The sequence below is a fragment of the Paraburkholderia sp. Ac-20336 genome (genome assembly GCF_017105025.1).
GTDB lineage: Bacteria > Pseudomonadota > Gammaproteobacteria > Burkholderiales > Burkholderiaceae > Paraburkholderia.
In genome coordinates, this window is the sequence record NZ_JAAGPS010000045.1 from 21,708 (window position 1) to 43,252 (window position 21,545).

Sequence of the window (21,545 nt, forward strand, 5' to 3'; positions counted from 1 at the left end):
GCTGTGTCAATTGCGCGACACAGCATCGAGCGCGCGCTGCAGCGCCGCGCCGCCGAGCGCGACGCCTTCGCCGGTGATCGTGTGGCCGACGCCGGGCAGCGCATAGGCATCGACCGGATAACCAGCCGCGCTGAACGCGGCGGCGGCGTGCTCGAGTTCGCGCACCGGGATCACGTTGTCGTCCTCGCCGTGGATCAGCGTGAGCGGCGTGGCGCGCGGTGTGTCGTTATGCGCGGTGATGGCAGAGGCGAGCCGCCCCGAATAGGCGACGACCGCTGCGGCGCCCTGCGGATTCTCCGCGACATGATGCAGCGCCATGATGGAGCCTTGCGAAAAACCGACGAGCGCGAGTTTTTCGAAAGACAGCTGGCAGCGCGCGAGTTCGGCGTCGAGCACGCGCCGCAGCGCCGGATACGCGGCGGCGACGCGCGCCGCGCGGTTCGCCTCGCTGACGTCGCGCAGGCTGAACCACTGACGGCCGCCGAAGCCGCCGTCGAACGGCTCGGTGCCGTCGAGCGACACGAACGCCGCCTTGGGCAGGCTCTCGCTCCAGATATCGGCAAGCGGCATCAGGTCGCGCGCATTGCTGCCGACACCGTGCATCAGCACGACGAGACTCGTTGCGGGCGCATTCACCGGCGCGCGCCGCCAGCCATGTTCGAATTGTTCCCAGTTCATGGGGGGGTCCTTTCTAGCGTTGGATTCGTGGTGGGTTGCGCGGCCCTGCTGCTGAACGCGAAGACGACGCGTGGGGCCTCAGGCGCGAGCATACGCTGTGGGGTGGGTTTGTGCTGGGAAGGCGGACTTTTTCGTGTTCGGGGCGGAGTGAGACTCACATGGCTGGATTCGACACGATGGCGACCTTGCCGCCGTGGTCGGTGGTGTCGTCAAATCGAATCAAACCCATGCCGTTGTCCTGAGTCAGTTTGCTGGGTCGTTTTTCTTCGCGGGGACGATTTCAGGCGTGCGCGGCAACAGTGGCGCACCGGGTAGGTCAAAGCGGGCTTCCCATCGACGGGTGCCATCGGGGTCGGCATGCTCGGCACCCGGCACGTTGGTGTGCAGCGAGGGGGGAACGGGGTTGCGCAGCACACGTAGCACGCGATTGACGAACACGTAGGGTTTGGGAAGTCCCTCTTCAGGCGCGCCGAGGCGGGGGAAGTCGCCCGCGCGGATCAGCAGGCAATGGCCGATCCTCTCGATGCCAATGTCAGGCCGTGCCAGGTCGGCTCGCACGGCGGATTCCCCGCCGAGGCGGTCGACAAGCAGGTCGCCAATGAGGGTGTACCAGTTCACACCCTTGATGAACCCGTAATGCCCGACTTTGGCGCCGGGACGAAGATCTTCATAAATCGCCGTCATGTGGTCGGTCGATTGACCCTCGTACGACATGGTGTCGTATTCCTGCTTTTGTAGAAAGGCATAGCTGTCGATTTCCAGCCCGCTGAACCGCTGCGCGAGCGCCCATTCCTGCGGCATGTACTCGTGGAAACTGTACGGCAGGATGGATGAGAATCCGCCGTAGCCGCCCCGCACCGGAAGCTGTTCGCAGACAAAGCGCAGGAACGCTTCGTAGCTCCGGACACCTTCGGGCGTGTTCACGAAATCCATCGGCATCCAGAATTTGAGGTAGGACAAGCCACAGTCCTGCCCTTTCTTCACGAAAAATCCTGACGGATCGGTATAGTCCTCGGCTACCGCCACATCGGTCAGCGTCTCGATCTGATAGGCCGCAGCGCTATCCTCATCGATCGCGCTGGAGCGTACGACTTCCAGCTTGACCTCTGGCGGGACTTCCAGAATTGCCCGGCGGATCGCCTCGACCCCGCGTGGCGTCTTCCGGCTGAAGCGGCCGTCATCGCCATTCCTGCCGCCTTTCAGGTAAGGGCCAAACAGTTGCTCGAAACGGTCGAAGCAGGCGAGCAGTCCCCGGCGTACATCGGGCTTCGAGCCGCGCTCGAAGAACACCGTGCCGATTACGCCGGGGAAGATCACCAGCCCGCCGCCCCGGTTGTCGTGCTGACATAGTTCCTCGCCATAGCGGCTGAAGGCTTCCGCCGGTGTCAGCACCGGCTTTTTATGGGAAGAATTCATCATGTGATCCATTTGAAGTAAAAGAGAAATTGGGTGGACTGGTCAGTGCCGCCATCAGCGCCGCGTCGCCCGCTGTCGCGGTGATCACTACCAGCGCGGCCAGCGCGCCGACCAAGGCCTGCGTTAGCACGACGGGAACGAGGACTCCATCGATGATGAGGACAACCACGGCCATCCCCCCGGACATGGTGATGCACACCTGTCCCCAGTCGATCTGCCGCAGTTGCTGGACGGTCAGGTCGGTCTGCTGTCTGATCTGCTGCCATGCGGCCTTGAGTTCTGCGGCGGTGTAGCGCTGCACGGCGTGGTTTGCGTCGTCGAGGTAGTGCCATTCATGGCCAGTGGCATTCGCTTCCGTTATCCATCGACCCTGCTCGAACAGCCACTGCGCGCTCTGACGCAGCCAGGCCTGAGTTTCGTCAGAAAGCTCGCAGGCCCCTTGTGCCGCCGTATCCCACAGCGCCGCCACACCGTTCGCGGTCGAACCGGCTGCGCCCTCCAGCGCGCTCCACGGCTCGAACCATGCGGCTTGCGGGACGGGTATCTTCGAGCGGAGCCGGGCGCGCAGCAGCAGCCTGCCGGCGACCTTGCCGAGGAATCCGGCGGCAATGGCCGCCTCGACCAGCTCTTTCGCATGCTCCTCACCGCCCGAGACCTTCAGCACAGTCATGTGGTGGTTATCGCCGGCTATCCCTACATAGTCTTCTTCCTGTCCCTTTCCCCAGGTGTCTCCCGGAAACTTGACCTCGACGAGCCTCAGCAGGTTCGGCCACTGCGCCATCCCGTCGTGATCGACTGCTCCGCGCCCTGGCCACCGGTTGCCTTCGTTCTCGACGATCACCACATCCGGGCGGCGGACTTCGCCCGCAAGGCTGCCGGGCAGAGGAAACGGGTTCTGGCTGTGGCGGCGCCCGGGGGTGTCGCCGTCGGTCTTGTTCAGAAAAGGAATTGGCGCTTTTGCACGTCTGCTTGTTTGCCAAGGCCGCATATCAAACGACACCTCAGCCTTATACCGCCAGCAGAACTCATGCTTCCTTTCATCCGCGCGAATCGCCGCGCTCATTGCAATCTGCTTGAGCAGGCTCGTTCCCACGAGGCCATCCGACCTCTGTACCCGCAGCACCTCGGGCCACCACATCGCCGAGCGGATTTTTTCTTCGAGGTAACCCATTGCCTGATGCGGAAGACGGACGTATTTGGGTATGTCCTCCCGAATGGTCACCGTTGTGTCAACGGGAATCATCTGTGCTGCCATAACCTCATAGTCTCCTTTCCGTCCGCGTTATTCGGCGATGTAGCCGGCAAAAAACTCCATCCGTACATCTGACGTTTTCCTGGCGTACCTTTGGCCATGACACCGCCGGTTCCCCTGCTATTCAGCGCGTGGTTCTTCGCGCCGCTCCCACGGCGGCAACCCCGAGCGGCGCACCCGGGGCCGGATAGGCCAGGCTTGCGGATGCATGGCGTGTGATCGTTCCCAACTTCTCACGGAAAAGCAACGACACGATTCTGCAAACCGGCCCAAGCTCTCTGCCGTGCAAACCGGGTCGGCGCTCCCTGAAACCCGTCAAAGACGCCATCCTGTTTGACTTTTCGCCGCATGACCTGCGCAGCACATCCATGCCCGCGACAACGATCCTTCCATAGTCGGGATTGTGAGAAATCCTGAAATTTCTGGAGAAAGGCATTCCCGACAGTGAATCGCTCCGTCGCCCCGAGGCAACGACACTCGCCACCATGGGCCGGTCTCGCCGGTCAGCCCTGCACCGCCCGCCTCGCCGACGCCTCAACCCGAATACAGGTATGCTCCGACGAGTACCCGACGGACCCGCCGCCCACTCTCGCGCGGCACATCATCGGCGCAACGCGCAGACGCGGTCCGTCCGCCTCACTGGCCGCACCGTATCCGGAGAAACCGCTTGACCCAGCCCAACGACGCGCCCGCTTCCGCGCCGCCTCCACCGCCTCCCGCACCGCCGCCGCCCCTCGAAGGCGGCAAACTCGTGCTGGCGACCTTCGCGGTCGCCCTCGCCACGTTCATGAACGTGCTCGACACCTCGATCGCGAACGTCGCGATCCCGACGATTTCAGGCAATCTCGGCGTCTCGGTCGACGAAGGCACGTGGGTCATCACCGTATTCGCGGCCGCCAATGCCGTGTCGATTCCGCTGACCGGCTGGCTCACGCAGCGCATCGGCCAGGTCAAGCTGTTCGTCGGCGCGATCCTCGCGTTCACGCTCGCCTCGTGGCTGTGCGGCATCGCACCGACACTGCCGGTCCTGCTGATCGCGCGGATTTTCCAGGGCGCGGTGGCCGGTCCGCTGATTCCGCTCTCGCAGGCGATCCTGCTCGGCTCGTATCCGAAGGAGAAAGCCTCGACCGCGCTCGCGCTGTGGGCGATGACCGCGACCGTCGGCCCGATCGCGGGCCCGGCGCTCGGCGGCTGGATCACGGATAGCTACAGTTGGTCGTGGATCTTCTACATCAACATTCCGGTCGGCCTGTTCGCGGGCGGCGTCACGTGGATGATCTACCGCACCCGCGAATCGCCCACGCGCAAGCCGCCGATCGACGTGATCGGCCTCGGCCTCCTGATTACGTGGGTCGCGTCGCTGCAGATCATGCTCGACAAGGGCAAGGACCTCGACTGGTTCTCGTCGCCGGTGATCGCGACGCTCGGCCTCGTCGCGCTGATCAGCTTCGCGTTTTTCCTTGTGTGGGAGTTGACCGAGGAGAACCCGATCGTCGATCTGCGGCTGTTCCGGCAGCGCAATTTTCTCGGCGGCACGATCGCGATTTCAGTCGCGTACGGCGTGTTCTTCGGCAATCTCGTGCTGCTGCCGCAATGGATGCAGGAATATCTGAACTACCGCTCGGTCGACGCCGGCCTCGTCACCGCGCCGCTCGGCGTGTTCGCGGTGATTCTCGCGCCGGTCATGGGCCGCGTGCTGCCGCGCTCGGACGCGCGCGTGATCTCGACGCTCGCGTTCGTCGGCTTCGCAATCGTGTTCTACATGCGCTCGAAATACGTGATCGAAATCGACACGTGGCATCTCGTGCTGCCGACGCTGCTGCAAGGCATTCCGATGGCGATGTTCTTCGTGCCGCTCACGGCGATCATCCTGTCGGGCCAGCCGCCGAGCCGGATTCCGGCGGCGGCGGGTCTGTCGAATTTCGTGCGCGTGTTTTGCGGCGCGGTGGGCACGTCGCTCGCGGGCACGGCCTGGAACAACCGCACGGTGCTCCATCATGTGCGGCTCACGGAGCAGGCGTCGATCGGCAACCCCGTGTTCGCGCAGCAGATCGACACGACGCAAGCGCTGCTGCATCTGAACGCGCAGTCGGCGAATGCGCTGTTCGATTTCACGGTCAACACGCAGGCGGCGATGATGGGCCTGAACGACATCTTCCTTATCTCGGCGATTATTTTCGTGCTGATCATTCCACTGATCTGGATCACGCGGCCGGTGAAAGGCGGCGGCGGGCCGGGTGCGGCGGGAGCGCATTGAGTCGAGGGAGCGGCGGGAATGGTGCGCGGGGGGGGGGGGGTGAGCGATGCGAGGCGACTCGGCACTCAGTACCAGACAGTGAACTTAACAACGCGGTCGCGGCAACATCGCATCAGCGAAAATACCGCGCCGGCGTATCGCCGAACGCCTCGCGAAACACGGCAATAAACGACGACACATCGCTATAGCCGACTGCGAGCGCCACCTGCGTGACGCTTTCGCCGGCGCCGAGATGTTCGAGCGCGGCCAGCAGGCGCAGTTGCTGGCGCCATTGCCCGAAGGTCTGCCCGGTTTCCTTCGCGAACAGACGCGCGGCCGTGCGGGCCGTCACGCCCGCAGCCGCGGCGAGTTCCTCAAGTATCAGCGATTGCGCCGGATCGGCGCTGAGCGCATCGGCGATCCGCTGCGCGCGCGAATCGCGCGGCCAGGTCAAACCAAGCGGCGCCGCGGGCAAGACCGCGAGGCGGTCCAGCAGCACGTGCAGAAGGCGGCGCGCGGGTTCGTCGAGTGGCACATCGTGCGGCAAACCGGCCGCGACGGCGAGCAGCGCCTGCACGAGCGCATCCGGAACGAGCGCGCCGGTTTGCGCGGGCCATGGCGTAGATGTCGGCAGCGAAGCGGGCGAGGAAATGGAGAAACGCGCGGATAAAGACGCAGATAAAGACGCGGATGCGAACCCGAACGGCGGCGCATCCTCGCTAGCGGAAAACGGCGCGCGATCCGCCGCACAATCCAGCGCGACATAAAGCACATGCAGTTCCACGGGACGCGCCGCGCGCAGGCAATGCCGCGTATCCGCGGCAATCCACAGCGCGCGGCCGGGCGGCACGACCCAACGGCCGGCTTCGGTGCGCACCGTCAGCACACCGTCGTTCACGTGAATCAGCGTGGCGCGCCGATGCGCGCGCCAGGGTTCGTCCAGCATCTCGTGGCGCTCGCCGACCACGAAGACCGCTTGCCCGATGCCGTCCGGATCGAAGGCTTCCATCATGCTATCTGCTCTGCCGTATGACTTCTGCAAAGTGAGCAAGATTAGCATGCGCGCGAGACCGGCCCGCCAGGCCGTGGCGGCGGGCCGCCGAAAAACTCAATGCCCCGACTCCGGCTCGATGCCGCAGGCGACGATCATGCGGGAAACCATGTTGTACGCGGCAGCCGTCGCAATCGCCTCGACGATCGCCTGATCGCTACCCAGCGCCGCTCGCGCCTGTGCCAGCGTGTCGGGCCTGACCTTGACGTCACGCGTCATTTCAAGCGTCAACCGGATCGCCGCGCGTTCGCTTGCGCTGAAAAGATGCTCGTCGGCCACCGCGGCCTCGACGTTGCGCAACGCATCCACCTGCTGCTGCGTTCCGCCCGCCTTCAGCAGCTCTGGGGCGTGGTGATAAAACTCGTACTCCGCGTCGTTCAGTGAAGCGACGCAGCAAATAATGATTTCACGCAACCTGGCATCGATGGACAGCCGTTGCCGCACGGCACCGAGGTAGGTGTTCCATCCCTGCGCGAGGTTCGGACTATGCAGCAGAATGCGGTCGAGATGCGACAGCGTTCCGCCGCGGCGTGCGCGAACCGCGTCGACGATCTCCCTGGGTTCGGCGAGATCGATCGGTACATACGTAATGTTAGCCATACTGAACTCCGGTAGAGGTGGGGAAAAGCCGCTATCGACCACCGATGTCATGCGCTGTCATGCTCCGACGACATCGGCTTGCGGCTTGCTTTCGGCTCATATTCTGGTTGACGGCAGCCCGGCGCGAGCCTCGTCAGAAGTTGACGTTCTGCGCGCCTTTCAGGCCGAGCATCGCTCGCGCCTCGGCAGGCGTGGCGACCTCGAGCGACAAGCCTTCGAGTATCTGCCGGATCTTGCGGACCTGGGCGGCATTGGTTTGCGCCAGTTCGCCGGGCGCGATCCAGAGCGAGTCTTCCAGTCCCACCCGTACGTTGCCGCCCTGCGCCGCGCCCATCGAAGCAAGCGGCATCTGATGGCGTCCCGCGCCCAGAACCGACCATACGAAGTCGGTGCCGAACAGCCGGTCCGCGGTCCGCTTCATATGCGCCAGGTCCTCGGGGTGCGGCCCGATCCCGCCGAGCAGGCCGAAGACCGTTTGCACGAAGAATGGCGGCGTCGCCAGTTTGCGGTCGACGAAATGCGCAAGGTTGTACAGGTGCGACGTGTCGTAGCACTCGAATTCGAAGCGCGTGCCGTTATCGCCGCATGTCTTGAGAATGAACTCGATATCGGCAAACGTGTTCTTGAACACCAGGTCACGGCTGCGCTCCAGATGCTCGCGCTCCCACCCGTGGGCAAATTCCTTGAAACGATCCAGCATCGGATAGAGCCCGAAGTTCATCGAGCCCATATTGAGCGAGGCGAGTTCGGGCCGATAGTGCGTGGCCGGACGCAGGCGCTCTTCGACCGTCATATGCGGACTGCCGCCCGTGGTCAGGTTGATGACGGCATCGGTCGCGCTCTTGATGCGCGGTAGAAACTCGGCGAAAGCGGCCGGGTCCTGCGTCGGACGGCCGTCATGCGGGTCGCGCGCGTGAAGATGAATGACCGCCGCGCCGGCTTCGGCGGCGCCGATCGACGCCTGCGCGACCTCGTCGGGCGTGACCGGCAGATGCGGCGACATCGTGGGCGTATGAATCGCGCCAGTCACGGCGCAGGTAATGATGACCTTGCGTGATGAACCCATGTGACCTCCAGGGGATAAGCGGACGCATCATGCGCGATACGCCCGTCAGTGTTATTGACCGCGGCTGTAGGAGTGACTGTCCGTGAGCGCGCCGCCACGCACGCCCGAATCGAGTTCCTCGAGCCGCTTGCCGCGCGTCTCGATCCGGATGGCCCACACCGCGAACGCGAGCAGCAACTGCGCGGCGACCACCGAACCGACCACCATCAGCACCCCGCCCGTCGTGAACAGCCACAGGATGAAGAACTGGCATCCCGCGCTGGCCAGCCGTCCCGCCGTCATGCAAACGCCGGTGCCGCGCAGGCGATAGGACGTCGAGAACAGTTCCGGCACGTAAGCCCCTTGCCCGACCGCCACCAGCACGTAGATGGAGCAGACGAGCAGAAAGCCGACGCCCATCAGCGCATACGCCGAGTCGACCTGCTGATAGATCAGGCCGCACACCGCGGTCACGAGACACGACGTAATGATCGCGGGACGACGGCCCACCCGGTCCGACACCGCGACGCCGAGCAGCGAGCCCACCGGGCCGCCCAGCGTGATGACCGTGGTCCACGTCAGCGACTTGACGATGTCGAAGCCCTGCTGAATGAAGAACGTCGGCAGCCAGTTGATCAGGCCGTAGATGCTGAAGCCGATGCACACGAGGATCGCCGAGCCGACCAGCGTGCGCCCGAGGATCGGCGGCGCGAACAATACGCCGATGGAGACCTGCGGTGCCGGCGCGGGCAGTTCGCGCGCATAGGCAGGCAGTTCGCCGCCGCGCGCCACGCGGCGCTCGATCCGCTGCAGCACCGCCTCGGCCTCGTCGATCCGGCCCTGGGTTTCGAGCCAGCGCGGCGATTCGGGAATCGAGCGGCGCATGATCCACAGCACCACGGCCAGAACGCCTGCGATCACGAATACGTAGCGCCAGCCGAAATGCGGAATGACCCAGAGATTCACCAGCGAGCCGACAAACACCGCCGAGTTGCCGAACACCGACAGAAAGGCCAGCATGCGGCCACGATAGCCCGGCGGCACGAATTCCCCGAGCATCCCGTACGAGATGACCGCCTCGGCGCCGATGCCGAGCCCCATGACGAAACGGATCGCGCTGAGCCAGTACATGTTCGGCGCGACCGCCGCCGCAAACGACGCGATACCGAAGACGACGAGATTGATCTGATAGGCGACGCGCCGCCCGTAGCGGTCGCCGATAATCCCCGCCAGCAGCGCGCCGACGGTCAGGCCGGCGAACGTCAGCGTGCCGAACAGCGCATTGAGCTGCAGCGTCGACCATCCCTGCTTGAGCAATACGCCGACAATCGCGCCGCCGGTGTACAGATCGAAAAACTCGAGGAACAGGCCGAAGCCGATGATGCACAGAAGACGCCAGTGAAAACCGCTCAAAGGCAGGCGGTCAAGCCGGTTGGCCGCGTAGGCGGTGGGTTGCATGTCTGTCTCCGATCGTGATTGGCATGTGTCAGCGATTCTTGTCGTGTCGCTGTAGGGGCATTGCGTGTGTGTTGCTTCTGCTCGTGGCTAACGCATGGTCGAGGCCGAGCCCCCGTCGACCAGAATTTCTGTCGCCGTGATATAGCGCGCCTCGTCGGACGCCAGAAATGCCGTCGCGTTGGCGACATCCCAGGCGTCTCCTTCCTGGGCCAGCGGAACCTGCGCGTTGCGGCGCTTGAGATAGGCTTCGTAATCGCCGCCGCCGAACTGGTCGGCGAGGCGCTGGACCAGCGGCGTGGTAATCAGCCCCGGAATGACGCAGTTCAGGCGCACATTGTTTTCGCCGTGCATCAAGGCGGCCATCCGCGTGAACTGGATCAGCGCCGCCTTGCTCGACGAGTAGGCGATCTGCGGCTTGCCGCTGTAGCGCAACGCCGAGAGCGACGAAACGTTGACGACGTTGCCGCTGCGTTGCCGGTCCATCACGGGCAGGACCGCCTTGCACATCAGGAAGACGCTCTTCAGATTGATGTCGAATTGCCGGTCCCACAGCTCTTCGCTCATATCGACCACGTTGCCCGGCGCGGACACGCCGACGTTGTTCACGAGCACGTCGATGCGGCCGTAGGCGTCGAGCGTCTGACGCACGACCTGGTCGATGCTGCGCGGGTCCGTCACGTCGCATAGCATGGCCTTCAGCTTGCCGCCCTCGCCTTCGATAACGGCGCGCGTGTCGGCCAGCGCCTCTTCGTTCACATCGAGCCCCACCACCTGGGCGCCCTGGCGCGCCAGCACCGCGGCAATCGCCTTACCCGTTCCCCAGCCCGGCAACGAGGAACCGCAGCCGCTCACGATCGCCACCTTGTTCTCGAATCTCAGCACGCTTCTTCTCCGTTCTTCATGGTCATCCGCCATATCGTGGACATCGCGTGCAGCACCGCTGCCGTCCAACTTATATGGATAACTAACTTAAATTCCTGCTTCCCGATGCCGGCGTCGACCCTGACTAAGCCCAGGGTCCCGAGTCGGCGCTCAAACGCCGGAGTACATCCGACGCCCTGCCACCGGCATGGCCGCCGTCAGAATCGTGCCGCTTTCCGATTCCGTAATGAACAGCGTCTTGCGCTCGGCGCCGCCGTAGGCGACGTTGGTCGTGTGATAGCCGATCTCGGACTGAATCCGGTACATCGGCTCGCCGCGCGCCGAGAACAGCCACACCGCGCCGATACCGACATGCGCGACCGCCAGATTGCCGTCCTCGTCGAGCGCGAGTCCGTCCGGGCCGCCACCGCCGGACATCTGGATGAAGCACCCGACCTTGGCCGTCCGGCCGCCGCGCAACAGCGGAATACGCCAGATGGCATTCGCCCGCGTGACGGCGACATAGAGCGCCGACTCCTCGCGGTTCAGCACCAGTCCGTTGGGACTCGGCACGTTGTCCATCAGGCAATCGATCTGCCCGTCCTTGCGCAGACAGAAGACCCGTCCGTTGGGATTGTGCAGGCCCGAGAGACCCTGATCCGTAAAGTAGAGATCGCCATTCGAGGCGAACACCAGATCGTTGACGGCCCTGAGCCGTTCGAGATGAACCCGTTCCAGCACGGGCCGCACGGTCTTTTCTACGGGATCGAACAGCATGATGCCGTTCTTGTAGTCGGCGACGAAAATCCGGCCGTCCTCGTGGATTTTCAGGCCGTTGGGCTCGCCGTCATAGGTGTGCATCAACTCGAAGCGGCCTTCGGGACTGACGCGGAAAATGCGGCCCCAAGGGATATCGACGCACCAGAGGTTGCCGTGCCGGTCGAACGACGGACCTTCGAGCAGGGAATGGCCGGGCATGCCGGCCGGCTGCTGGGCGTGCCACTCCGACGAGGCCTGCGGCTGCCTGAATTCGTCGGGCAACCTCGCGAACACTTCCGTCTTGATACGCCTCGGCTCTGCATACATGGCAATGTGTCTCCAGCAGTTTCGTATTCTTGATCTGAGGCCGCTACGGCAACGCGCTAGCCGGCCTTGTTGAAGCGATTATGTCGACAGTGTGAAGCGCCCACAATCGCTCGTTTCTTATCGATTGATGCTGAAATCCGATCAATCGGCGCACAATCGGCGCGGAGCCGACGACGCAACCCCAGCGACGCTTGCTACGGGCGCGCCGCCCGCAGCGGCGGCGTCCGTTCGCCGAGCAACTGGCGAAACGCCGCGCTGCTGGGCGTTTCCGAGCGATCCGTCAGGCGCGCCACGCCGATCATGCGGCCCACGCGCTCTTCCAGCGACAGGACCGTGCAGCGCGACACGTCGAGCTTGCCGAGACAGATCTCGGGCACGATGCCCATGCCGAAACCCTCTTCGACCAGCCGCACGAGAGTCGACATGTTCCAGGTTTCCTGATGCGCGACGGGCGTGGCGCCGCACGCCGCAAACGCACGCTCGATGATCTGCCATAGGGTCGTCCCCCTGGGACTCGCCATCAGGGGGTATTGCGCGGCTTCGCGCAGGGAAATGCTGCGCCGCTCGCCGAGCGGATGCGTTCGCGGCACGACGAGGAAACATTCGTCCCAGAAGAGCGGCTCGAAAACCGTGTGGTGACGGTCTTCGAGATCCGAGACGATCGCCAGATCGACCACGCCCGCTTCCATCATCTCGATGCAGCGCCGCGAGTCCACGTCGAGCAATTTCAGCGTCACGCCCGGATGCCGGCGATGGAACTCGCCCATGATAGTCGGCAGCACCGTCTGTCCAATCGACGGGACGGCGGCGATCGTCAGTTCGCCGCTCTGCAAAGCCGCTTTCTTGCGCAACGATTCGGCGACCCGCTCCATGTCCTCGACCGCCGTCTTGGCCACGACGAACAGTTGCTGCCCTTCGTCGGTCAGCGTGACCTGCCTCGTCGTTCGATGGAACAGGCGCACGCCGAGCCGATCTTCGAGCTGGCCGATGCGGGCGCTGACAGCGGACTGGGACGTGTGAATCTGTTCCGCCGCGCGGCGGAAACTGAGCGTTTCGGCAACAGCGAGAAACGTGATGAGGTTGTTCAGATTGAAGGTGAGCGCCATGAGGGAGCGAGCGGTACGTCGGAACTGGATTGCGCGTCAAGATACCAGAACCGTTGCGCCCCGCCGCGCTCCGTCAATCCGTCCTCTCCACCGGCACGCGCCGCGCGGCGTCCCCTTCATCGTGCGATGTCGCGTAGAAAACCCGCGCCCGCCCGATCACGATCTTCAGCATCGCGATCACCGGTACCGCGAGAAAAATCCCCGCCACGCCGCCGAGCTGATCGCCGGCGAGCAGGCCGACGATCACGAGGAACGGACTGACCTCGACCCCTTCGCTCATCAGATAGGGATTGAGCACGTAGTCCTGGAAGAGCCGGTACAGGCCGATGAAAATCACCAGCCACAGCAGATGCGAATAGCCGCTGAACACCGCGACCACGAGCGTGATCGCGACCGCGGCGAGCGGCCCCGCGAACGGCACGAATTCGAGCAGGCCCGCGCTGACCGCAAGCAGAAACGCGTACGGCACGCCGAGCAGCGAGAACGCAACGCCGTAGCACAGCAGCGTCGCGAGCGACAGAAACAGCATCGCGCGCACATACTTCGAGAGCAGAACGTTCACGTCGTCGACGATATCGCTCCACAGCGCGCGATGCCGCCGGTTCAGCAGCGCGAGAAACGCATCGCGCATGTGCGCGCCGTCCTTGATGAGCAGAAAGCTCAAGATCGGAATCAGCACCAGATAGATCAGGTTGCTCGCCGCATGCACGACGCCGAGGCCAAGGCTGCGCGCCACCGGCACGGCCTTGTCGGAGCCGGTCTCGATCTGGCTGCGCACGAAGTCGACGATGCGCTCGCGCAGCGGTTCGAGAAAATGCGGCAGCGGCAAGCGGTTCGGCACGTCGGTGCGCATCAGCTCGGGCAATTGCGCGAGCAGACGCGTCGCCTGATCCTGCAACTGCACGCCGAACAGCGAGCCGACCACCGCGAGCAGCGCGACCACGACGACGAACACGAGCGCGATCGAGGCGACGCGCGGCACGCGGCGCGGTCTCACACGCTCGACGAGCGCGACCATCGGATAGATCAGATAGCTGAAGAACACCGCGAAGATGATGACGAGCACCGTCGTCGACGCGACATAGATGACGAAGAACAGCAACGCGAGCAGGGCCGCGGTCCAGACTTTCCTGGCCGTGCCGACATCGAATCCCAGCATGAACCGTCCTCGAATAGGCGATGTGATCCGGCGCCTTACCGGCGCCGGGGACATCCGACTGTATCAGGTGCGCGCGGGCCGCGTGTGACCGGAGGGTTCGCGGGCGCGAGCGGCGTGGGCCGTGTCCGTGGTCCTGCGCGCGGTCTTGCGCGTGCTCATACGCACAGTTGCGCGCGGGCCGCCGCCTGCGCACTGTCTGCACGCAACGGTGTACGGCAAGGGAAACCCCCGCGCAACGTGAGAAAACGTCAACTCTTCAGCTGTTCGAGCATCGCATCGGCCGCCTCGCCGACCTTGGCCTGCATCCGCCCGGCCAGCTTTTCCGCCGCACCCTCGGCCTGCTGCACGCGATTACCGGTAATTTTGCCAATCGCTTCCTTGATCGAGCCCTTCAGTTCCTTCGCTGTACCTTCTACCCGATTTCTGTTCATGGCGCTGTCCTCGTGGGATTGAAACGGCAACCCGGGCAGCGGCCTTGCCTGAACCGCCGTGCGCGGCTCGCGACGCGCCTCGGCGTGCGGCTCAGGAACCGCTTTCGTCGCATGCCGCGATTCGCATCATGCGATTGCTACCCGGGTAATCCCTCAGATATAGCAAGCGGCGTTCCCGGCTCGACGGTACGCGATTCGCGCCATCCGCTCGACATTTCGCGCCACCCGGAACCGCTCGATTCCGGCCCACCCAGCCGCCGCGACCACCGGACAACCCGCCATCGGCAACGATCGATCAAGCTCGCTCCCGCGTCATGCTCCCACGCCGTGGCCCCGCATCACGCTCCGCCGGCAGACCCGTGCGCCTCAGTGTGCGGTTCGCTCGCCTGCCAGCGCGGCGCGCGCTTTTCGAGGAACGCATTGACGCCTTCGCGCTGATCGGCGCCGTCGAACAGATCGACGAAACGCTCGCGTTCGAGCGCAAGCGCCGCCGCGCGCGGCACCCCATGGCGCGCCTGATGGATCAGTGCCTTGCTGAAGCTCACCGCCTGCGGGCTCAGACCCGTCACGCGTTGCGCCATCGCCAGCGCCGCCTCACGCGCGGCGCCCCGCTCGACGACTTCCTCGACGAGACCGATGCGCAGCGCGGTCGCCGCGTCGACACGCTCGCCGGTCAGAATCATGCGCTTGGCCCAGCCCTCGCCGACCAGCCACGGCAGCGTCTGCGTGCCGCAGCCGCACGGCAGCAGGCCGACCGAGGTCTCGGGCAAAGCCAGCACCGCGTGCTGTTCGGCGATGCGGATATCGCACGCGAGCGCGCATTCGAGCCCGCCGCCCATCGCATAGCCGTTGAGCGCCGCGATCACGACGGGCCGCGCGTTCTGCAACGCTTCGAACGCCGCGCCGAAGCGCGCCGCCGCGATCCGCGCGACTTCGCGATTGCCGTCGGCGAACGTGTTCAGATCGGCGCCCGCGCTGAAGAATTTCGGCCCGTCGCCGGTGATGACGAGCGCGCGCACGCGCGCGTCGCCGTTCAATTGTCCGACGAGGTTCTGCAATTGCAGCAGGCCATCGGGCGTGAACGCATTGGCGGGCGGACGCCGGAGCGTGAGCAGCGCGACAGCGCCGTCGTGCGCGTAGTCGAGTTCGATCATCGCGCGCCCCCGCCGCTCGCCTCGCGGCCATCTTGACGATACAGCCTGATGACCGCCGAAAAATCCAGCCGTCCCGCGCCGTGGGTGCTCATCGTCTGATAAAGCTGCTGCGCGAGCGCGCCGAGGTAGACCGGCTGCCGCACGCTGCGCGCCGCATCGGTGGCGAGGCCGAGGTCCTTCAGCATCAGGTCGGTGCCGAAGCCGCCGCTATAGCCGCGCGAGGACGGCGCGCTGTCGATCACGCCCGGCATCGGGTTATACGTATCCGAACTCCAGCAACGCCCCGTCGACGTATTGATGATGCCGCCGAGCACCTTCGTATCGATGCCGAGCGCCTCGCCGAGCGACATCGCCTCGGCGACGCCCGCCATCGAAATGCCGAGCACGAGGTTGTTGCAGATCTTCGCGACCTGGCCCGTGCCGGTGTCGCCGCAATGCACGATGTTCCGGCCCATCGCCGAGAGCACCGGCTTGACCTGCTCGTACGCGCTCGCGCTGCCTCCGACCATAAAGGTCAGCGTGCCGGCCGCCGCGCCGCCGGTGCCGCCCGAAACCGGCGCATCGACGAAGGCGTTGCCGTGACGCGCCGCGAGTTCGGCGCAGGCTTTCACGGTGGCCGGATCGATCGTGCTCGAATCGACGATCGGCACGCCCGGTGCGATGCCGGCGAGGATGCCGTCGTCGGCGGTCAGCACGCTGCGCACGTGGGCCGCCGCGGGCAGCATCGTGATGACGCAGGCGGCCTCGCTCGCGGCCGCCCGTGGTGAGCCGGCCGCCTGCGCGCCCGCGTCGGCGAGCGTGCGCACGGCCTGCGCGCTGAGGTCGAACACGCTCACCGCATGGCCCGCCTTAAGCAGGTTCAACGCCATCGGCGCGCCCATGTTGCCGAGTCCGATAAAGCCTATTTTCATGGTGTCGTCTCCGTATTTTCGCGTTGCGCCGTGCGCGCTCAGCGCAGGCGGATCGTCGTATTGACGCCGTCGTTGACGGTGTCGTCGTCGAACCAGCGCGCCGTGACCGTCTTGGTCTGCGTATAGAACTGCACGACCTGCTTGCCGTACGGACCGAGGTCGCCGAGCTTCGAGCCGCGCGAGCCGGTGAAGCTGAAAAACGGCACCGGCACCGGAATCGGGATATTGATGCCGACCTGGCCGATATCGATCTCGCTCTGGAATTTGCGCGCCGCCGCGCCGCTTTGCGTAAAGAGGCCAACGCCGTTGCCGAACGGATTGGCATTGACGAGCGCGATCGCGTCGTCGAGCGTCGCGACGCTCAGCACCACGAGCACCGGCCCGAAGATTTCGGTGCGGTAGATTTCCATGCCGGTCGTCACGTCGCTGAACACGGTCGGGCCGATAAAGTTGCCCTGCTCGTAGCCGGGCACCCGCACATCGCGGCCGTCGAGCGCGAGCGTCGCGCCCTCCTTCACGCCCGCGTCGATCAAGCCGAGAATGCGTTGCTTCGCCGCGCGCGACACCACCGGGCCGACGTCGGTGCCGGGCTCGTGGCCCGCGTTGACCTTCAGCGTCTGCGCCTTCGCGACGAGTTCGGGCAGCCACTCGCGCGCGCTGCCGACCAGCACCGCGACCGAAGTCGCCATGCAGCGCTGCCCCGCCGCGCCGAACGCGGCGCCCGCGAGCGCATTGAGCGTCTGCTCGCGGTTCGCGTCGGGCAGCACGACCGCATGATTCTTCGCGCCCATCATCGCTTGCACGCGCTTGCCGTGCTCGCTGCCGAGGCGGTACACGTGCGTGCCGACCGCCGTCGAGCCGACGAACGAAATCGTCTTCACGAGTTCGTGCGTACAGAGCGCATCGACCACCTCCTTGCCGCCATGCACGACGTTGAGCACGCCCTTCGGCACGCCGGCTTCGAGCGCGAGTTCGACGAGCTGCATCGTCGAGAGCGGGTCCTGCTCGGACGGCTTCAGCACGAACGTGTTGCCGCAGACGAGCGCCATCGGGAACATCCACAGCGGGATCATCGCCGGGAAGTTGAACGGCGTGATGCCGGCGCATACGCCGAGCGGCTGACGCAGCGTGTAGGTATCCACGCCGCCCGCGACGTTCTCGACGAATTCGCCCTGCTGCAAGGTGCCGATGGAGCAGGCATGTTCGACCACTTCGAGACCGCGGAAGATGTCGCCTTCGGCATCGGGAATCGTCTTGCCCTGCTCGGCGGAAAGCGTCTTCGCGATGCGCGGCATATGCTCGCGAATCAGCGCCTGGTACCTGAGCATGATGCGCATGCGCGCGCCGACCGACGTGTCCTTCCAGGTCCTGAACGCGGCCTGCGCGCTGCGCACGGCGGCATCGACTTCGGCGACGGTCGCGAACGGCGCGCGCGCGAGCACCGCCTGCGTCGCCGGGTTGACGATGTCGCGCCACTCGGTCGTCTGCGATTCGACGAATTCGCCGTCGATCAGCAGCTTGACGGTGGAGACGGCGCCAGCGGCGGCGGCGCGGCCGCTCTCGTTCGAAGCGTTCGAAGCAACGATGCTCATGCTGAAACTCCTGTGCGATGGCCGCGCGGCGGCCGGACGGCGATGGGAAGGAAAAAGCGTGGGCCTCGCGTCGGCATGGGGATGCGGACGAAGCGACACGAGGGCCGATAAACAATCCTGTGAGCGGGCCGGCAAGCGAGTCTGGAAGGCGATCCAGGCAGCGAGCCTGCGAGCCGCCCTGACAAATCGTGCTGATAAATCATGCTGACAAGCGGCCCCGCAAACAGACAGCGCGATCAACCGGTTGACGTTCCAAAGACGCTCCAGAGACTCGCCCCCAACGATCAACGCAGGTCGGGAAAATCCTCTTCCCAGTACTCGTCGGGCAGACGTGCGGGTTCGGCCGCGCGCTCCATTTCGCGGCGCCGCAATTCGACGCGGCGAATCTTGCCGGAGATCGTCTTCGGCAATTCGCTGAATTGCAGGCGGCGAATCCGCTTGTACGGCGCGAGCTTTTCGCGCGAGAACGCGAACACCGCGCGCGCCAGTTCGGGCCCGGCCACGTAGCCCTGGCGCACGGTGACGAACGCCTTCGGCACCGACAGCTTCACGGCGTCGGCGCTCGGCACGACGGCCGCCTCGCCGATCGCCTCGTGCTCGATCAGCACGCTTTCGAGTTCGAACGGGCTCAGCCGGTAGTCGGACGATTTGAACACGTCGTCGGCGCGGCCGACGTACACGTAGTAGCCGTCGTCGCGGCGCAGCGCGACATCGGACGTTCGATAGAAGCCGTCGCGCATCGCCTGGGCCGTCGCGTTCGCGTTGTTCGCATAGCCCGTCATGAGACCGAGCGGCCGCTTGGCGAGCGGCAAGGCGATCTCGCCCTCGCTAACCGGCTGATCGTCGGCATCGAGCAGTTCGACCGTGTAGCCCGGCAGCGGACGACCCATCGAGCCCGGCACGACCGGCTGCCCCGGCGAGTTGCCGATCTGGCAGGTGGTTTCGGTCTGACCGAAGCCGTCGCGAATCGTGATGCCCCATGCGTGCTTCACGCGCTCGATGATCTCGGGATTGAGCGGCTCGCCCGCGCCGACGATCTCGCGCAGCTTGACCGGATAATCGGTGAGGTGCTCCTGCACGAGCATGCGCCACACGGTGGGCGGCGCGCACAGCGTGGTCACGTTGAAGCGCGCGAGCGCATCGAGCGTGTCCTTCGGCACGAAGCGCGCGAAGTTGAACACGAACACGCAGGCCTGCGCGTTCCACGGCGCGAAGAAGCAGCTCCACGCGTGCTTGGCCCAGCCCGGCGAACTGATGTTCCAGTGGATATCGCCCGCCTGCAGGCCGATCCAGTACATCGTCGACAGATGGCCGACCGGGTAGCTCTCGTGCGTGTGCTCGACGAGCTTCGGCTTCGACGTCGTGCCGGACGTGAAGTACAGCAGCAGCGGATCGCTCGCGCGCGTGACGCCGTTGGGCGCGAAGTGCGGCGATGCCTCGCGGGCGGCGGCGAGATCGGTCCAGCCTTCGCGCGGCGTGCCGACCGAGAAGCGCGTGAGCGGCACGTCGAGCGTGTCGAACTTGGCGAGTTCGGCGCTATCGGCCACCACGAACTTCGCGCCGCCGATCTGCACGCGGTCGCGCACGTCGTCGGCGGAAAGCTGGGTGGTGGCGGGCAGCACGATCGCGCCGAGCTTCATCGCCGCGAGCATCACGTCCCACAGTTCGACGCGGTTCGGCAGCATCAGCAGCACGCGGTCGCCACGGCCGACACCGGCGCCGCGCAGGAAATTCGCCATGCGCGCGGAGCGCTCCGACATCTGCGCATAGGAGAGGCGCAGGCCGTCGCTGGACGGATCGTCGACGATCCACAGCGCGGGGTTGTCGTTGTTGCGCGCGATTGCGTCGAAGTAGTCGAGCGCCCAGTTGAACTCGCCCAGCGTCGGCCAGGCGAATTCGCGATACGCGCGCTCGTAGTCGGTCCGATGGCGCAAGAGCAGATCGCGCGCGTCGAGAAAGGCTTTCGCTGCTGTCATCGTCGTCTCCAATGTCGATCTGAGTTAGCGCTTCAGCGCTTATTCTGATCCCATGCAACGCGGTCGATCAGAGTTAGCGCTTTAGTTGTCGATCCGGAGTTGGCGTTTCAGCGCTTACTCCGATCCCATGCAAAGCAGTCGCGCATGGCGCGCTGCGCGCTCCATTTTTTGCCGTAGTTGCCGCCGAGGTTGCCACATGCCCGCCGCGAACGACCCACGGCCAGGCTATTTTGCGCTCAAACATGCCTCGCGATCACCATCCGCTGCACTTCGCTCGTCCCCTCGTAAATCTGCGTGATGCGTGCATCGCGGTAATGCCGCTCGACCGCGTAATCCTCCAGATAGCCATAGCCGCCATGAATCTGGATCGCGTTCGAGCAGATTTCCTCGGCCAGTTCCGAGGCGAACAGCTTCGCCTGCGACGCCTCCGACAAACACGGCCGCCCCGCCGAGCGCAGCCGCGCCGCGTGATGCACGAGCAGGCGCGCGGCATTCAGGCGCGTCGCCATGTCCGCGAGCATGTTGGCGATCGTCTGATGGTCCCGGAGCGGCTTGCCGAACTGCTCGCGCTCGCTCGCGTAGCGGCGCGCGGCGTCGAACGCGGCCCGCGCGATGCCGACCGCCTGCGCCGCGATGCCGATGCGCCCGCCTTCGAGATTCGACAGCGCGATGCGCAGGCCCTCGCCCGGCTCGCCGAGCAGATTCGCGGCGGGCACCGCGCAGTCGTCGAGCGAAATCGGGCAGGTGTCGGACGCGCGAATACCGAGCTTGTGCTCCGGTTTGCCGACCTTGAAGCCCGGCGTATCGGTCGGCACGATAAACGCGGACAGGCCGCGCTTGCCGCGCTCCGGATCGGTCACGGCGAACACGATCGCGAGGTTCGCGCGCGCGCCGTTGGTCACGAACTGCTTGCTGCCGTTGAGAATCCAGTGGCCGTCGCGCGGCACCGCGCGCGTGCGCAGATTGTTCGCCTCGGAGCCGGCCTGCGGCTCGGTCAGGCAGAACGCGCCGATCGTACGGCCGGTCGCGAGGTCGCGCAGATAGCGCTCCTTCTGCGCGGCGCTACCGAAATTGAGGATCGGCCCGCAGCCGACCGAGTTGTGCACGCTCATCAGCGTCGCGCAGGCTGCGCAGCCGGCCGCGATCTCTTCGAGCGCGAGCGCGTAGGCAACGTAGTCGGTGTAGGAGCCGCCCCACTCGGACGGCACGATCATGCCGAGCAAGCCGAGTTCGCCCATCTGCGCGACGACGCCGGCCGGCAGTTGCGCGTCGCGATCCCATTGCGCCGCGTGCGGCGCGAGGCAACCGGTGGCGAAGTCGCGCGCGGCGTCGCGAATCATCCGTTGTTCGTCGGTGTAGAAACTGTCCATGCCTGCGTCCCGGGGTGTGCGAACGAGGCTCGAAGTGCTCGCGGTGCCCGCTCGCGCCCCCCGCCGTCGCTCATGGCTTGCCGCTGTAGTGTAGGCAAGCCGGGCGCGTCTCTCGATGCTCGCTACGCTCATTGTTGTTGAGCGCTTTTGCCATACTGTTACT

Annotated in this window: 18 protein-coding genes; 1 reads left to right on the forward strand and 17 read right to left on the reverse strand. The window is 65.3% G+C overall.

Translation table 11 applies throughout. The features are described 5' to 3' along the window. Positions 1 to 6 precede the first annotated feature (6 nt). The 3 genes from GXB81_RS15500 to GXB81_RS15510 form a co-directional block, all read right to left on the reverse strand. A complete protein-coding gene (locus GXB81_RS15500; protein ID WP_167041614.1) occupies positions 7 to 678 on the reverse strand; it encodes a dienelactone hydrolase family protein in 672 nt (223 codons plus the stop codon). Between the two features lie 243 nt (positions 679 to 921). Further along, on the reverse strand, positions 922 to 2,097 hold the full coding sequence (locus GXB81_RS15505) for a type VI immunity family protein (RefSeq protein ID WP_241016389.1): 1,176 nt from the start codon (positions 2,095 to 2,097) through the stop codon (positions 922 to 924). Further along, positions 2,078 to 3,349, reverse strand: coding sequence for a VRR-NUC domain-containing protein (locus GXB81_RS15510; protein ID WP_205989684.1), 1,272 nt, complete (start codon positions 3,347 to 3,349; stop codon positions 2,078 to 2,080). The genes GXB81_RS15505 and GXB81_RS15510 overlap by 20 nt, the downstream gene beginning before the upstream one ends. Before the next feature lie 664 nt (positions 3,350 to 4,013). Here GXB81_RS15510 and GXB81_RS15515 point away from each other — a divergent pair. Further along, positions 4,014 to 5,603 (forward strand): DHA2 family efflux MFS transporter permease subunit, encoded by a 1,590-nt coding sequence (locus GXB81_RS15515; RefSeq protein WP_167041608.1) that lies wholly within the window; start codon positions 4,014 to 4,016, stop codon positions 5,601 to 5,603. Between the two features lie 112 nt (positions 5,604 to 5,715). On the opposite strand, the gene GXB81_RS15520 is transcribed toward GXB81_RS15515, so the two are convergent. The 14 genes from GXB81_RS15520 to GXB81_RS15585 form a co-directional block, all read right to left on the reverse strand. Next, complete coding sequence (locus tag GXB81_RS15520) at positions 5,716 to 6,594, reverse strand: helix-turn-helix transcriptional regulator (protein WP_205989685.1); 879 nt, start codon at positions 6,592 to 6,594, stop codon at positions 5,716 to 5,718. A 96-nt stretch (positions 6,595 to 6,690) separates the two neighbouring features. Continuing rightward, complete coding sequence (locus GXB81_RS15525; protein WP_205989686.1) at positions 6,691 to 7,233, reverse strand: carboxymuconolactone decarboxylase family protein; 543 nt, start codon at positions 7,231 to 7,233, stop codon at positions 6,691 to 6,693. Between the two features lie 133 nt (positions 7,234 to 7,366). Next, the gene (locus GXB81_RS15530; RefSeq protein WP_167281824.1) at positions 7,367 to 8,299 is read right to left on the reverse strand and encodes a 3-keto-5-aminohexanoate cleavage protein; all 933 of its coding nucleotides are present in this window, start codon (positions 8,297 to 8,299) and stop codon (positions 7,367 to 7,369) included. Positions 8,300 to 8,350: 51 nt separating this feature from the next. Next, positions 8,351 to 9,736, reverse strand: coding sequence for an MFS transporter (locus GXB81_RS15535; protein ID WP_167041596.1), 1,386 nt, complete (start codon positions 9,734 to 9,736; stop codon positions 8,351 to 8,353). An 87-nt stretch (positions 9,737 to 9,823) separates the two neighbouring features. Next, the gene (locus GXB81_RS15540; protein WP_345889835.1) at positions 9,824 to 10,618 is read right to left on the reverse strand and encodes an SDR family NAD(P)-dependent oxidoreductase; all 795 of its coding nucleotides are present in this window, start codon (positions 10,616 to 10,618) and stop codon (positions 9,824 to 9,826) included. 150 nt (positions 10,619 to 10,768) lie between these two features. Further along, positions 10,769 to 11,683 carry an SMP-30/gluconolactonase/LRE family protein gene (locus tag GXB81_RS15545; protein ID WP_167041590.1) on the reverse strand — a complete coding sequence of 305 codons (915 nt, stop codon included), beginning with the start codon at positions 11,681 to 11,683 and terminating at the stop codon, positions 10,769 to 10,771. 194 nt (positions 11,684 to 11,877) lie between these two features. Continuing rightward, positions 11,878 to 12,789 (reverse strand): LysR family transcriptional regulator, encoded by a 912-nt coding sequence (locus tag GXB81_RS15550; RefSeq protein WP_167041587.1) that lies wholly within the window; start codon positions 12,787 to 12,789, stop codon positions 11,878 to 11,880. A gap of 73 nt (positions 12,790 to 12,862) precedes the next feature. After that, on the reverse strand, positions 12,863 to 13,948 hold the full coding sequence (locus GXB81_RS15555; protein ID WP_205989687.1) for an AI-2E family transporter: 1,086 nt from the start codon (positions 13,946 to 13,948) through the stop codon (positions 12,863 to 12,865). A 248-nt stretch (positions 13,949 to 14,196) separates the two neighbouring features. Further along, the gene (locus tag GXB81_RS15560) at positions 14,197 to 14,379 is read right to left on the reverse strand and encodes a CsbD family protein (protein ID WP_167041581.1); all 183 of its coding nucleotides are present in this window, start codon (positions 14,377 to 14,379) and stop codon (positions 14,197 to 14,199) included. A 338-nt stretch (positions 14,380 to 14,717) separates the two neighbouring features. Next, a complete protein-coding gene (locus tag GXB81_RS15565) occupies positions 14,718 to 15,533 on the reverse strand; it encodes an enoyl-CoA hydratase (protein WP_205989688.1) in 816 nt (271 codons plus the stop codon). Further along, on the reverse strand, positions 15,530 to 16,444 hold the full coding sequence (mmsB, locus tag GXB81_RS15570) for a 3-hydroxyisobutyrate dehydrogenase (protein ID WP_205989689.1): 915 nt from the start codon (positions 16,442 to 16,444) through the stop codon (positions 15,530 to 15,532). Before mmsB ends, GXB81_RS15565 begins: the two co-directional genes overlap by 4 nt. A 38-nt stretch (positions 16,445 to 16,482) precedes the next feature. Continuing rightward, a complete protein-coding gene (locus GXB81_RS15575) occupies positions 16,483 to 18,036 on the reverse strand; it encodes a CoA-acylating methylmalonate-semialdehyde dehydrogenase (protein ID WP_205989690.1) in 1,554 nt (517 codons plus the stop codon). Between the two features lie 284 nt (positions 18,037 to 18,320). Next, positions 18,321 to 20,012 (reverse strand): AMP-binding protein, encoded by a 1,692-nt coding sequence (locus GXB81_RS15580; RefSeq protein ID WP_205989691.1) that lies wholly within the window; start codon positions 20,010 to 20,012, stop codon positions 18,321 to 18,323. Between the two features lie 236 nt (positions 20,013 to 20,248). Then, positions 20,249 to 21,382: an acyl-CoA dehydrogenase family protein gene (locus tag GXB81_RS15585; RefSeq protein WP_167041566.1), complete on the reverse strand. Its 1,134-nt coding sequence runs from the start codon at positions 21,380 to 21,382 to the stop codon at positions 20,249 to 20,251. Positions 21,383 to 21,545: the final 163 nt, after the last annotated feature.